This window comes from Bradyrhizobium commune (genome assembly GCF_015624505.1).
Taxonomy (GTDB): domain Bacteria; phylum Pseudomonadota; class Alphaproteobacteria; order Rhizobiales; family Xanthobacteraceae; genus Bradyrhizobium; species Bradyrhizobium commune.
The window spans coordinates 4,726,484-4,739,604 of record NZ_CP061379.1 but is presented as its reverse complement, the minus strand read 5'-3'; the positions used below and the strand labels follow the sequence as shown (position 1 = coordinate 4,739,604).

Genomic DNA, 13,121 nt, shown 5'->3' with positions numbered 1-13,121 from the left:
GTTCAATGCAGCCACGCGTGCTGCGCCACATAGACCACCGCGCCGGCCAGATAGCCGGCGAGCGCCGGCACTGCGATACGGCGGGCGTACCAGAGGAACTCGATCCGCTCGAGCCCCATCGCGGCGACGCCCGCGGCCGAGCCGATGATCAGGATCGAACCGCCGGTGCCGGCGCAATAGGCGATGAACTCCCAGATGAAGCTGTCGGACGGGTAGTGCGCGAGGTCGTACATGCCCATGGTCGCGGCCACCAGCGGAACGTTGTCGATGATGGCGCTGAGGAGCCCGAGCACCACGACGATGATCTCCTGGCGGCCGAGCGTGGCATCGAGCCATTTGGCCAGCAGGGACAACAGGCCGGCATGTTCGAGGCAGGCGACCGCGAGCAGGATGCCGACGAAGAACACGACCGAGCTCATGTCGATCCGCGTCAGCGCATGCACCAAAGTGAGCGGCTGGCGCACATGCTCATCCTTGTGGCGATGCATGATCTCGCCGACCAGCCAGAGCAGGCCGAGCCCGAACAGGATGCCCATGAAGGGCGCCAGATGCGTCACCGCCTTGAACGCGGGCACCGCGATCAGCGTGCCGAGCCCGAGATAGAACATCAGGTTCCGCTCGAACCGGTCGACCGCGAGCAGCCCGTTGTCCTTCGACGGCGCCGCGATCGTCTTGCCCTTGAGCGAGATGCTGATGAAGGCGAGCGGCACCAGCAAATTGAGCAGCGAGGGCAGGAACACCGCGCTCATGATCTTCAGCGGCGAGATCTGTCCGCCGATCCACAGCATGGTGGTGGTGACGTCGCCGATCACGGTCCAGGCGCCGCCCGCATTCGCCGCGATGACGATCAGGGAGGCGAACAGCAGGCGGTCGTCGCGGCGGGCGATCAGCTTCTGGATCAGCGAGATCATGACGATGGTGGTCGTCAAATTGTCCAGGATCGCGCTCAGGAAGAACGTCACGAAGCCGATCAGCCAGATCAGGGTGACCTGGCTCGTGGTGCGGATCAGCGCGGTGATGACCTCGAAGCCATCATGTGCGTCGATCACCTCGACGATGGTCATGGCGCCGATCAGGAAGAACACGATCTGCGCGGTCGAGGCGACGGATTCGTCGAGCTTGTGGCCGACCAGCGTTGGGTCGCCCGTTGCCATGGCGTAGATGGTCCAGAGCAGGCCCGCGGCGAGCAGCGCGGACGCGCTCTTGTTGATCCCGATCGGATGCTCGAGCGCGATCGCCGCATAAGCGGCAACAAAGATGGCGGCGAGCGCGATCAGCAAGGCGGGGTCAATCCGTCAGCCATCAGCGATTAAGCCGCGCGAGCAGGCTCGACGTGTCCCAGCGCTTGCCGCCCATCTTCTCGACCTCGGCATAGAACTGGTCGACCAGCGCGGTCACCGGCAAATTGGCGCCGTTGCGGCGGGCTTCGGCGAGCGAGATCGAGAGGTCCTTGCGCATCCATTCGACCGCGAAGCCGAAATCGTACTTGTCGTCGTTCATGGTCTTGTAGCGGTTCTCCATCTGCCAGGATTGCGCGGCGCCTTTCGAGATGGTCTCGATCACTGCGGCGACGTCGAGGCCGCTCTTCTTGGCGAAATGGATGCCCTCGGAGAGACCCTGCACGAGGCCTGCGATGCAGATCTGGTTGACCATCTTCGTCAGCTGGCCGCTTCCGGCGGGCCCGAGCAGTTTGCACATCCGCGCATAGGCGCCGGTGATGATCGGCTCGGCGCCGGCATAGGCGTCTTCGGCGCCGCCGCACATCACCGTCAGCACGCCGTTCTCGGCGCCGGCCTGGCCGCCGGAAACCGGCGCGTCGATGAACTTGAAGCCGGCCTTGGTCGCGGCCGCATCGAGCTCGCGGGCGACTTCAGCGGAGGCGGTGGTGTGATCGACGAAGGTCGCGCCCTTCTTCATGCCGGCGAAGGCGCCGTCGGGGCCGATCGTGACCGCGCGCAGATCATTGTCGTTGCCGACGCAGCACATCACGAAGTCCTGGCCGTCGGCCGCGGCCTTCGGGGTCGCCGCGGTCTTGCCGCCGAACTGGTCCGCCCACTCCTTCGCCTTGGCCGCGGTGCGGTTGTAGACGGTGACCTCATGGCCCCCTTTTTTCACGAGGTGTCCGGCCATGGGGAAGCCCATCACGCCGAGACCGAGGAAAGCGACTTTAGCCATGTGTGTGTCCGTAGCTTGAGTTTTACGGTTGCAGCCGGGCGAGGGTCGCCAGCCGGGGGTCCTGAGGTTCCGCTTGAAGGGGAACGGGCGCACCATAAACCCTTGAGGCCGGAGGGCAACGGCTTCGTTTGGCGGCCGCCTGTGCTAGGATGGGGTGCTAGGGGCTTCGAATAACGACCCGCATCAAAAGGGAGCGAAGGCATGGGCGGCGTGAGCGTTGGCGTGCTCGATCATTTCAACATCCGGACCCGGAATCTGGCCGAGACAGTCCGCTTCTACGAGGACGTGCTGGGCCTCGAAAAAGGCGCCCGGCCGAATTTCGCCTTTCCGGGGGCCTGGATGTACAGCGAGGGCAAGGCGGTGGTGCACCTCGTCGACATTTCCCCGACCCCAGAGCCGCAGAAGCCGGATTCCGGCGTGGTCCACCATGTCGCCTTCGTCAGCCGCGGTTTTGACGGCATGAGGCAGCGGCTGGCCGCGAAGGGCATGAAATTCGACTCCCGCCAGGTACCCGGCGGCGACCTCTGGCAGATCTTCGTCCACGACCCCAATGGCGTCATGATCGAGCTCAATTACGAGGCGGCGATGGAGCAGGGGGCCGCGCCCGCCGAGATGGCTGGCGATATTGGCAGGCAGTAGCCTTTTCTGCGTTTCCGCTCTAATGGGGCATCTTGAACTTCAGGAGATGCGCTTTGAGCGTGACGCAGCAACAGGTTCTCGACAGCCTCGCCAGGATCAAGTCGCCCCGCGGGGTCGCGCTCACCAATGCCAATGTGCTGAGCGCGATCAGCGCGTCCGACGGCAAGGTGTTCTTCTCGATCAATGTCGATGCCGCCGAGGCGCGGGCCTGGGAATCCATCCGGGCCGAGGCCGAAGCCGCCGTGCGCGCCATTCCCGGCGTCACCACCGTGATGGTGGCGCTGACCGCCGAGCGCAAGGCTGGTAGCACGCCGCCACCGCCGCCAACACCAAGCCGCGGTACGCCGGGCGTGCAGCCGGTCCATGCCCACAAGCCGCCGCAGGGCGGTGGGTCGCCGATGGCGCGGCAGTCCGAGATTCCGGGCGTCACCGCTGTGATCGCGGTGGCCTCCGGCAAGGGCGGCGTCGGCAAATCGACCACCGCGCTCAATCTGGCGCTCGGCCTGCGCGACCTCGGCCTCAAGGTCGGGCTGCTCGATGCCGACATCTACGGCCCCTCGGTGCCGCGGCTGACAGGGCTGCACGCGAAGCCGGAGCTCGACGGCGAGCGCAAGATGATCCCGCTCAAGCGCTTCGGCCTTGCCATCATGTCGATCGGATTCCTCGTGGAGGAAGAGACCGCGATGATCTGGCGTGGTCCGATGGTGATGTCGGCGGTGACGCAGATGCTGCGCGACGTTGCATGGGGCAGCCTCGACGTGCTCGTCGTCGACATGCCGCCGGGAACCGGCGACGCCCAGCTGACGCTTGCGCAGAACGTGCCGCTGAAGGGCGCCGTGATCGTCTCGACCCCGCAGGACCTGTCCCTGATCGATGCGCGCCGGGGGCTTGCGATGTTCAAGAAGGTCAATGTGCCCGTGCTCGGCATCGTCGAGAACATGAGCTATTTCCAGTGCCCGCATTGCGGCACGAAATCGGACATCTTCGGCCATGGCGGAGCGCGCCACGAGGCCGAGAAGCTCGGGGTCCCGTTCCTGGGCGAGATCCCCTTGCACATGGCGATTCGCGTCACCTCCGATGCCGGTAGCCCGGTGGTCGACAGCGAGCCGGACGGTCCCCATGCGGCGATCTATCGCGCCATTGCGGGACAGGTCCGGGACCAGCTCAAGGGCGTCATCGCCGCCGCTTGAGCCTTTCCAGCCAGCCCGTTGGGGACATGCGACTTTCGTAGAGCCCCGTCATGCCAATGTCGCGTTTCGGATTGGGGGCTTCCGTGTTAAAGGCCCACGGCAGCGAAGCCCCCTTCGGTTCGACGCGGCCCAAAGCGCGTCGCCGGAATGAGCGGCAGCAAAGAGGAAGTCAGGGGAAACACCCCAGCAAGGAGAGACCTGAAGATGAAGCGTCGTGATTTCTTGAAAGTGTCGGCAGCAGGCGCGGCGGCGACCGCCGCGGTGGCCTCGCCGGCGATTGCTCAGTCCTCGCCCGAGATCAAGTGGCGCATGACGTCGAGCTTCCCGAAGTCGCTCGACACCATCTATGGCGGCGGCGAGCAGGTGGCGAAGTACGTCGCCGAGATGACCGACAACAAGTTCCAGATTCAGGTGTTCGCGGCCGGCGAAATCGTCCCCGGCCTCCAGGCGCTCGACGCGACCTCCAGCGGCACGGTCGAGATGAGCCATACCGTCTCCTACTACTATGTCGGCAAGGATCCGACCTGGGCGATCTACGCCTCGGTGCCGTTCGGCCTCAATGCGCGCCAGCAGAACTCCTGGTGGTACCAGGGCGGCGGCATGGAGCTCGGCAACGAGTTCTTCAAGAAGTCGAACGTGATCGGCTTCCCCTGCGGCAACACCGGCACCCAGATGGGCGGCTGGTTCCGCAAGGAGATCAAGACCGTTGCGGATATGTCCGGCCTGAAGATGCGCATCGGCGGCATCGCCGGCCAGGTGCTCCAGAAGGTCGGCGTGGTGCCGCAGCAGCTCGCCGGTGGCGACATCTATCCGGCGCTGGAAAAGGGCACCATCGACGCGGCCGAATGGGTCGGCCCCTACGACGACGAGAAGCTCGGCTTCGCCAAGGTTGCGAAGTACTACTACTATCCGGGCTTCTGGGAGGGCGGGCCGACCGTCCACGCCTTCGCCAATTTGGACAAGTGGAATTCGCTGCCGAAGAGCTACCAGGCGATTCTCACCAACGCGATGGCCAACGCCAACAGCTGGATGGCCGCGCGCTACGACATGCAGAACCCGGCGGCGCTGAAGCGTCTGGTCGCCGGCGGCACCCAGCTTCGTCCCTTCACCAACGAAGTGCTCGAGGCCTGCCTCAAGGCGACCAACGAGCTGTGGGCGGAGATCTCGGCCAAGAACGCCGACTTCAAGAAGTCGATCGACGCCATGCAGGCCTACCGCTCCGACGAATATCTGTGGTGGCAGGTCGCCGAGTACACCTTCGACACCTTCATGATCCGCTCGCGCACCCGCGGCTGATCTTTCGCAACGTCGCAAGACGATTGAGCCCGGCCTCGTTCGCGAGGCCGGGCTTTTTCATTGGTGCATCCGGGTGTCACGACAAAAAGTGGAAAACAACCCCATGCACAGTAGACGCGGGGTGACGGCAAGTTGCGCTGCGGCTGCCGCTAACAGTTTGAGGCGTCGCGGCAATTCGGCCGGAAGCGGCAATCATGTTCCCACATCGTCATTCCGAGCGCAGCGAAGCAATCCAGAGTCCCTCCGCGGGAAGATTCTCGATTGCTTCGCTGCGCTCGCAATGACGGGCCGATAGCGTTGGGCTCAGCCGAGCTACGCAGCCGTTTGACTTGTCGGGCAAAACAGGAGCAGAATGCGATAATCGCATAATCCGAAATTGTCGCATGGCGCCGATCGCTGGAGGTGACGATGAGCTTCGATCCCGATGACGTTCAGCGCGCGCTGCGCAAGGCATGGTCGCTGTCGACAGCGAGCCAGTGGACGTCGGAAAATCCCGCGGCGGGGCAATGCAACGTCACGTCGCTGCTCGTTCACGAACTCTTCGGTGGCGAGTTGCTGAAGACGCCGCTGCCGGCCGGCGACCATTTTTACAATCGGATCGGAGACCGCAGCTACGACTTCACGGTGAGCCAGTTCGATCAGCCGATCGTTTACGCGGACCTGCACGCAAATCGGGCCGACGCAGAGCTGGGCGCAACGAACGACCGACTGGCCGAACTCAGAGCGGCGTTTCAGGAGTACTATGTCAGGTGAAGGTTGGACCGTATCAACCAATGCCACGCCTGTGGTGGGCGACGTGAAAGATGTTTGTTGTCGCGGCAGGGATTTCGACGCGAAAGTCGTTTGGGGCCATTGGCCCGGAACAACTCATGTCGCCGGGACAGTTGTGCCGCTACGCGTGGAAGAAACTTGATCGAGCGCGCTCGCAGCCGATAGCAGACATCAGCTCACAAGAGCCCGACGGCAGCCTTTGACCCAACTGAGACATTTGGCCCATTAAAGAGCTATGCTCGCATTTCCCGAAAAGGCGGGCGATCATTCCTTGGTCGGCATGGCTAGGTATTGGCGTCTCGCACGTTACTGGAGGGTGAAGTGAAAGCTCAAACCGAAGCGCATGGATACGTGCTGGGCGTAGCCGAGGGCGAACATCTCATTCACTATCGTAATCCAGGCAGTATCATCATTAAGGTTGATCCCATCAAAGGCTCCAAGAATGTGGCCTGCGGCACTCAGCAGGTGCCCATAGGGGCTGGCATTCCGATCCACATACACTTTGACTCGGACGAAGCTTTCTACGTTTTAGACGGAAGCGGAACATTTATACTCAACGACGTGCGTCATCCCTTCGAGAAGGGTTCGACGATATTCATCCCGAAGAACTCGTGGCACGGATTCGCGAACCCGGACAGTGAGCTGCTGCTCCTTTGGATCGTCACGCCCACCGGCTTGGATGCGTTCTTCCGCGAAACCTGCAATCGACCCGGCGAGCCGCGAAGGGAATTGACGCGGGAGCAAATCGACGCGATCAGTCTCAAATATGGTACAAAATACAAGTAGGCGAACTCGAGCATTTTCCCAAAAGAGCTAACACGCTGGGCCGCTTCTGCTCCAACGAAGATGATCCCATTGGAGCGGCCCGGACGCCGTCCGTAAGCCGGTGCCGGGCCTGACCAACCTCACGGGGGAAGACTCCGCGCAGCGGCCTGCTGGAGTATGCTCCAGCTTCGAAATAGAAAAAGGGTGAGCGCTTCGGTCCCAACCGCTCGTCCCCGTTTACACTCGACGACACTTCTGCTGTTGGCCGATTTTGTTGCAGAAGTCGGTAGGATCGACGCTCTCAGCCGAGGCCGAGATCTGAAAATTTGGGCTCGCGATCTCTCGGCCGCCTGCCCGGCATGGGCTGCGGATACGCCCCCGGGCACTGATGTTTGACGCAACCAACGCGACGGACGCCACTTACGCAACGCACGGTGCGGCCGTGTTGGGTGGATGGAGCGCCAGCTTGGCAAAGCGACGAAGGTTCTGAGCGATTGCTGCAAGCGTAAATTCGAACCGCGCGCCGGCCGGGCCACGCAGCCTCAGGCGGCCGAGCCGCAGAATCCGCTTGAGGTGCGCAAACAGCATCTCAACCTTCTTGCGATCTCGTCGGGTCTGATCGTAGGCAGGCGTCTTGGCGATCGCGCGGGCGACATCGCGCGCTGCCTCATGCACGTGGCGTGTGATCTTCCGGCTAGGCGAGTTTGGGCAGCATTTGGACTTGAGCGGGCAGTCGCGGCAATCGGCGACGCGCGAGAAATACGAGATAGCGTCATCCCCGCGTGGTCCGCGTGCTCCACTTGAGCGCGGCAGGATCTTGCCGCTGGGGCAGATACATTGATCGCGCGCCTCGTCATAGATGAAATCGTCGCGGCTGAACGTGCCGTCGTCGCGCTTTGACTTGTCGATCACCGGGATGTGGGGCGCGATCCCCTTCACATCGACCAGGAAGTGGAGATTTTGGGCCGCGCCGTAGGCCGTATCCGCGACGAGCCAGTCGGGTTTGATGCCGAACGTCTTCTCAGTCCTTTCGATCATCGTCTGGGATGCGCCAACCTCGGACTGGCGGATCGCCCGGGACGCTTCGACATCCATGATAATACCGAACTTGATGTCGACGAGGTAATTGTCGGCGTAGGCGAAGAACGCGGCGCTGCGCAGTGCGCCAGTCCACTGCGCGGCTGGGTCGGACGGCGCGACAAACTTCGGCACGACGTCGGTCGCACGACCCCATGCCGGATCGTCGAGATTGGCAAGGTAGTCCTGAACGGCGCGCCTGGCCCTCATCGGGTCGATGTCGTGGCTCCATTTGTCGCCCGGGGTCGAGCGGCACTTATTGGCGTCCGCCGCGATCAAGCTGGCATCGACGGCGAAACCATCGCCGCCGACAAGGCCAGCTTTGATGCACGAAACGACGACATGTTCGAAGACGTGACGAAAGACATCATGATCGCGAAAGCGCTCGTTGCGGGCGCGCGTGAATGCCGAGTGATCCGGGATTCTGTCCTCTATGCCAAGACCGCAGAACCAGCGATATGCGAGGTTGAGCTGGACCTCGCGGCATAATGCTCGCTCCGAGCGGATCGCGAATACGTATCCGAGGATGAGCATCCGGATCATCAACTCCGGATCGACCGATGGCCGACCAGTGTTGGAGTAGTGCGGCGCAAGCTCTGCGCGCACCCACGAGAGATCGAGAACTGCCGCAATCTGCCGAACCTGATGGTCGTCCGGTACTACGGCTTCGAGGTCGAACGCATAGAACAGCTGACCCTGCTCACTCTTGCACCGCCCCATCATCGAAACGCTCCGTCGATGGCCGCTTCACCTCACGGAATCACGGTTTGCTCCGCTCCTCAAGGGTTCTGCAACAAAATCGGCCCGTTGCGGAAGACCGCCTGACCGATCCGTAGGTCGCCTCACTGGGACTAACCGGACATCACTCCGCCTGAGCGTGATCGCCGCTTGTGACCCATTGCTGGCAATCGGAGTGCCGAGTAATCTTGCCGGCGTTGGCAAAAAGCAGGGGCGCCCCATGAACAGGCGTTGTGCAGTTGGACTTTGTGCGGCGGCGTTGATTTCGGCTGTAGCATTCCCGGACGGTAGCATTGCTCAAGGAAGGTCTCTGAGAGACCAGTTGGTGGGCACTTGGATTTACGTGTCCAGCACCGGGACCCGTGAGGATGGCAGTGCCGTAGAGCGACCAAAGCTACAAGGCGCTGTCACCTATACCGCAGACAGTCGCTTCCATTTCATTACTGTCCGCTCCGACGCTCCAAAGTATGCATCGGGCGACTCTGCGCGTCCCTCCCCCGACGAGGCCATGGCTATTGCGTCAGGTGTCGTTGCCTACACTGGGACATACACAGTGGACGAGAGCGCGAAGACGATTCACGTCAACATCGAGACGAGTTCGTTTCCGAACTTGGTCGGAACACCAAATCAACGTCGGATCGTGAGATCGATCACCGACGAAGAATTGAAGTTTACAAATCCACGCACCCCGGCGGGCATCACGTTGGAGCTAGTATTCAAACGGGCGAAATGACGATCTGAGAACCCGTTCGTCGGCGCGTTCGTCTGCTTTTTGGCCCATTGCCGAAGACCGCATGGTCGATGCTTAGGCCGGCTCGTCGGGATGAACCGGACATAGCGTGGCCCGAGCGTGATCGCCGCTGGTGGCCCTCAGCTGTTGTTGGGTCGCTCCGAGGCGATAGACCGCTTTTGATCCAACTCGGAAGTGGAGCATGCCTTGCGGCAGGGCGCGACCGTCGTCGCGCTGACGGTTCCTTTTCATCCCGCGTTGACACCGGTCCGGCCGGTGCTAGGGTTTTTTGGCAAGGGGAAACCCGCCAATGCGAAGCCTCAAGCCTGCTGCGTTGATCGCCGGGGTGATCTTTTCGGCGCTTCCGGTCAATTCCCTCCGTGCCGAAGTTCGTGTGCAAGGACAGGCAGGCGACGTGCGCGTCGAGGCGCACAATGCAACAATTGACGAGATCCTCGCGGCGTTGAGCGAGCGCTTTGCGCTCCGCTACCGCATCTCCGCGGGAAGCGACAGCGTGACCGCGACGTTCGAGGGCCCGCTGCGCCGCGTCGTGGCGCATGTGCTCGATGGCTACAACTACTTTATCGAGACCCGCAGCGACGGGCTCGAGGTGGTCGTGCTCGGCGCGTCATCGCCGAACGCGGTGCCGGCGACCGTGTATACGCCGCCGACCCATCCGGCGAAGCACGTCCGGCGCACCGACTGACCGCGCGCGGATTAGTGGTCCGTCGGCGTGGCGGCGCGATCGCGGATCTTCGCCGCGGCGAGGCACTTCGACAAGGCACTCCCGAGCTGCTGAAAGAGGCCGGGCTTTGCCCGGCCTCTCGTCGTGATGCATTCGTCAACTGAAGCGCTGAGTTCCCAGTCGCGTCGGCTCTCAGAATTCCGCTTCGTCGTCGTCGCGGTCGTCGTCGTCATCCTTGCCCTCGATCTTGTGCTGGAAGACCGCGACGCATCCGTTGGTGGCCTGGCCGCAAAGGCCTGCGCCAACGGAGGTCGTGTCGCCGCCGATGACGACCGACGCCGGTGCAACCTGTGGAACGAAGATCAGGTTGCGCTTGGAATCGGCCGCCACCGAATGCGAGTTGGAGCTTTGCGGAATGGTCTCGATCAGCTGGTTGGATCTGGCATTGATGACGCCGAGCACGGCCTGCTGCTGGCTCACGGCGGCGCAGTTGCCGCCGGGGGGCGGGAACGCCTTGCAGTTTCGGCTTGACCCCGTGTAGTAGCGGTCGTCGCCCCAGTTGAACCATACCTCGTCCGATCCGGTGATGTTGGCAATGGGGGTCTGCTTCTTGTTGACCGAGTTGATCACCAGTTGGATCACGTCGTTCGGATTGTTCTGCGGCGTGCAGCCGAGCAGGATCCTGTCGTCCGGACCGACCGTGGACCCGTTCGGCGAGCAGCCATTGAGCGCGATGACGCCGGTGTTGGTTGCCGGATCGAATGCACCGAGTTGCGTGGTTGGCCCCGTCACGGTTTTCGGATCGATCACGAGGACGCCGCCGTGGCAGGTGATCGGCCCGGACAGCTGCCCGTAATTGCATCCGGCCGGGTTGTTGGCGATGATCGGTATCGAGTTGAAGAAGCGCTTCGTCGTCGGGTCCCAACTCGGCTGCTCGAGCGACAGCCCGGCACCCGCGGGGATGATCGCCTGATCAACAATGATCCGGGCAATGATGCTGACGTGGTTCTTGGCGGCGTTCCCGTTTGCCGCAAACAGCGTCGCGAAGGGGGGATCCTCGGCGTTATTGGCCACGAGCAGCCGCTTGCCATGCGATGTCAGGGCCATTTCGTCCACCCGCGTGGTTCCGCCGGTCGCAATGCTGGCCACGGCGGTCGAAGCCCCATCGAGATCAAACACCTTGAGAGTGCTGTCGCCGTCGCCCGCGTACAACCAGCGGCCATGGCTCACGACGCCGTCCGGTCCTGAAATGTTGTTGTTGACGGTGCCGTTGGCATTGTGGACAGCCCCTACGAAGCCGGGCAGCAACCGCTTCCACGTCAGGCTCCTTGTATCGATGACTTCGATCCCGGCATTGGAGCGATCGGCGAAATACATTTCGGCGCGCTTCGGATTGACCCAGCTGATGTCGAACGATTGCAGCGGGATTCCGGGGATCTGGATCGCCGTCAGACATTTCGTCTGTGTGGTGGTCGGCGCCCCCGGACCGGTGCATGGCGCGGCGAACGAACTCGTAGACGCAACCGACAATAGCCCAGCTGCCGCAGAGGCATAGACATAGGCCCGCGAGTTTCTAGACATGCTAATCCTCCCCTTGGGAATTTAGTTGCCATTGCGCGCCCCAGGCCCGAACGAACGATACTACCAATGACGATAAGTGTACAACGGTACACGCTCTGGGCGATCGAACGGGAAGAGAAGTTCGAAGGAGAATTCGAAAGGCGCGTTTGACGCGTCGCGGCAAATCGGCGGGACGAAGCATTCAAGGCGTAGTCAGGGTCACCGTCATTGCGAGCGCAGCGAAGCAACGACGCGTGGATGGAGTTATGCGCTAGCGCTGAGAGGGCCGGCCTTTTTCCATGCCGCAGTGCGATGACGATGGCATTCGGCCGGGCGTTGCGTCATGCTGGCCCCAAGCCTCGGCAAGAAGGCTTTACAGTCCATCATCCATCAGGGCAGGAAATCATGAAGAGAAGAGACTTCATCAAGGTCACAGGACTTGGTGCGGCCGGTGCCGCCACGCTCGCGGCTCCCGCGATTGCGCAGTCGATGCCGGAAATCAAATGGCGTATGCCGACGAGCTGGCCGAAATCGCTCGACACGCTTTATGGTGGTGCCGAGATGATGGCCAAGATGGTCGCTGAGGCGACCGACAACAAATTCCAGATCCAGACCTTTGCGGCCGGCGAGATCGTGCCGGGCCTCCAGGTGCTCGACGCCGTGCAGAACGGCACCTGCGAAATTGGCCACACCGCCTCGTACTACTATTTCGGCAAGGACCCGACCTTCACCTTCGGCTCGTCGGTGCCGTTCGGCCCCAACATGCGCATCAACCAGGCCTGGTACATGCTGGGTGGCGGGCGCGAAGTGCTCAACGAGTTCTACAAGAGCTACAACGTCGTCTCGCTGCTCGCGGGCAACACCGGCTGCCAGATGGGCGGCTGGTTCAGGAAAGAGGTCAACACGCCCGATGATCTCAAGGGCATGAAATTCCGCATCGGCGGTTTCGCAGGCCGCGTGCTCCAGAAGCTCGGCACGGTGCCGCAGCAGCTTGCCGGCGGTGACATCTATCCGGCGCTGGAGAAGGGCACCATCGACGCCGCCGAATGGGTCGGCCCCTATGACGACGAGAAGCTCGGCTTCTACAAGATCGCGCCGCACTACTACTATCCCGGCTGGTGGGAAGGCGGCCCGATGCTGCTCGCTTTCGTAAATCTCGACAAATGGAACGCGCTGCCGAAATATTACCAGAGCGCGCTCACGCAGGCGGGCCATTACGCCAACAACTACATGATGGCGCGCTACGATCAGGCCAATCCGATGGCGCTGAAGAAGTTGCTCGCCAACGGCACCAAGCTGCACGCCTTCTCGCCGCCGATCATGGACGCCTGCTACAGGGCGGCGAAGGAGCTGCACGACGAGGTCTCGGCGACCAACCCCAACTTCAAGAAGGTGTACGAGTCCCTCACCAAATTCACCGGCGACAGCTACGCCTGGTTCCAGGTCGCCGAGGTCGGCTACGACATCTTCATGGCGCGTCACTCGCAGAGCTGAG

The 13,121-nt window shown here is 62.5% G+C and carries 12 protein-coding genes; 8 read left to right on the top strand and 4 right to left on the bottom strand.

Annotated elements, in window-relative coordinates; all coding sequences use genetic code 11:
* Positions 1 to 2: 2 nt before the first annotated feature.
* Together nhaD and IC761_RS22450 are read right to left on the bottom strand one after the other, a co-directional pair.
* Positions 3 to 1,280, bottom strand: a complete 1,278-nt coding sequence (gene nhaD / locus IC761_RS22455) for a sodium:proton antiporter NhaD (protein WP_195798811.1) — start codon at positions 1,278 to 1,280, stop codon at positions 3 to 5.
* Positions 1,281 to 1,302: 22 nt separating this feature from the next.
* Positions 1,303 to 2,175 carry an NAD(P)-dependent oxidoreductase gene (locus IC761_RS22450; RefSeq protein WP_195798810.1) on the bottom strand — a complete coding sequence of 291 codons (873 nt, stop codon included), beginning with the start codon at positions 2,173 to 2,175 and terminating at the stop codon, positions 1,303 to 1,305.
* 201 nt (positions 2,176 to 2,376) lie between these two features.
* Here IC761_RS22450 and IC761_RS22445 point away from each other — a divergent pair, with 201 nt between their 5' ends.
* From IC761_RS22445 to IC761_RS22425, 5 genes are all read left to right on the top strand, one after another.
* Positions 2,377 to 2,814 (top strand): VOC family protein, encoded by a 438-nt coding sequence (locus tag IC761_RS22445; RefSeq protein WP_195798809.1) that lies wholly within the window; start codon positions 2,377 to 2,379, stop codon positions 2,812 to 2,814.
* Positions 2,815 to 2,867: 53 nt separating this feature from the next.
* Entirely contained in the window at positions 2,868 to 4,004 is a 1,137-nt protein-coding gene (locus IC761_RS22440; protein ID WP_195798808.1) for an Mrp/NBP35 family ATP-binding protein, read from the top strand.
* 204 nt (positions 4,005 to 4,208) lie between these two features.
* Positions 4,209 to 5,300 carry a TRAP transporter substrate-binding protein gene (locus tag IC761_RS22435; protein WP_195798807.1) on the top strand — a complete coding sequence of 364 codons (1,092 nt, stop codon included), beginning with the start codon at positions 4,209 to 4,211 and terminating at the stop codon, positions 5,298 to 5,300.
* A gap of 408 nt (positions 5,301 to 5,708) precedes the next feature.
* Positions 5,709 to 6,053, top strand: coding sequence for a YunG family protein (locus tag IC761_RS22430; protein ID WP_195798806.1), 345 nt, complete (start codon positions 5,709 to 5,711; stop codon positions 6,051 to 6,053).
* Positions 6,054 to 6,392: 339 nt separating this feature from the next.
* The gene (locus tag IC761_RS22425; protein WP_210338480.1) at positions 6,393 to 6,857 is read left to right on the top strand and encodes a cupin domain-containing protein; all 465 of its coding nucleotides are present in this window, start codon (positions 6,393 to 6,395) and stop codon (positions 6,855 to 6,857) included.
* 399 nt (positions 6,858 to 7,256) lie between these two features.
* Here IC761_RS22425 and IC761_RS22420 read toward each other — a convergent pair whose 3' ends face one another.
* Entirely contained in the window at positions 7,257 to 8,636 is a 1,380-nt protein-coding gene (locus IC761_RS22420) for a transposase (protein ID WP_195798804.1), read from the bottom strand.
* Positions 8,637 to 8,871: 235 nt separating this feature from the next.
* On the opposite strand from IC761_RS22420, the gene IC761_RS36165 reads away from it, so the two are divergent.
* A complete protein-coding gene (locus IC761_RS36165; protein ID WP_195798803.1) occupies positions 8,872 to 9,384 on the top strand; it encodes a lipocalin-like domain-containing protein in 513 nt (170 codons plus the stop codon).
* 307 nt (positions 9,385 to 9,691) lie between these two features.
* Positions 9,692 to 10,087: a hypothetical protein gene (locus IC761_RS22410; RefSeq protein ID WP_195798802.1), complete on the top strand. Its 396-nt coding sequence runs from the start codon at positions 9,692 to 9,694 to the stop codon at positions 10,085 to 10,087.
* 171 nt (positions 10,088 to 10,258) lie between these two features.
* Here the strand turns inward: IC761_RS22410 and IC761_RS22405 are convergent, their stop codons facing one another.
* The gene (locus tag IC761_RS22405) at positions 10,259 to 11,647 is read right to left on the bottom strand and encodes a YncE family protein (RefSeq protein ID WP_195798801.1); all 1,389 of its coding nucleotides are present in this window, start codon (positions 11,645 to 11,647) and stop codon (positions 10,259 to 10,261) included.
* Positions 11,648 to 12,031: 384 nt separating this feature from the next.
* Between IC761_RS22405 and IC761_RS22400 the strand changes: the two genes are divergently transcribed.
* Positions 12,032 to 13,120, top strand: coding sequence for a TRAP transporter substrate-binding protein (locus tag IC761_RS22400; RefSeq protein WP_195798800.1), 1,089 nt, complete (start codon positions 12,032 to 12,034; stop codon positions 13,118 to 13,120).
* The last annotated feature ends 1 nt before the right edge of the window (position 13,121 follow it).

Excerpts from the sequence above, each read along its gene's own strand:
- IC761_RS22450 (WP_195798810.1), bottom strand. The coding sequence starts at position 2,175 with ATGGCTAAAGTCGCTTTCCTCGGTCTCGGCGTGATGGGCTTCCCCATG.
- IC761_RS22445 (WP_195798809.1), top strand. The coding sequence starts at position 2,377 with ATGGGCGGCGTGAGCGTTGGCGTGCTCGATCATTTCAACATCCGGACC.
- IC761_RS22435 (WP_195798807.1), top strand. The coding sequence starts at position 4,209 with ATGAAGCGTCGTGATTTCTTGAAAGTGTCGGCAGCAGGCGCGGCGGCG.
- IC761_RS22430 (WP_195798806.1), top strand. The coding sequence starts at position 5,709 with ATGAGCTTCGATCCCGATGACGTTCAGCGCGCGCTGCGCAAGGCATGG.
- IC761_RS22420 (WP_195798804.1), bottom strand. The coding sequence starts at position 8,636 with ATGATGGGGCGGTGCAAGAGTGAGCAGGGTCAGCTGTTCTATGCGTTC.
- IC761_RS36165 (WP_195798803.1), top strand. The coding sequence starts at position 8,872 with ATGAACAGGCGTTGTGCAGTTGGACTTTGTGCGGCGGCGTTGATTTCG.
- IC761_RS22410 (WP_195798802.1), top strand. The coding sequence starts at position 9,692 with ATGCGAAGCCTCAAGCCTGCTGCGTTGATCGCCGGGGTGATCTTTTCG.
- IC761_RS22405 (WP_195798801.1), bottom strand. The coding sequence starts at position 11,647 with ATGTCTAGAAACTCGCGGGCCTATGTCTATGCCTCTGCGGCAGCTGGG.
- IC761_RS22400 (WP_195798800.1), top strand. The coding sequence starts at position 12,032 with ATGAAGAGAAGAGACTTCATCAAGGTCACAGGACTTGGTGCGGCCGGT.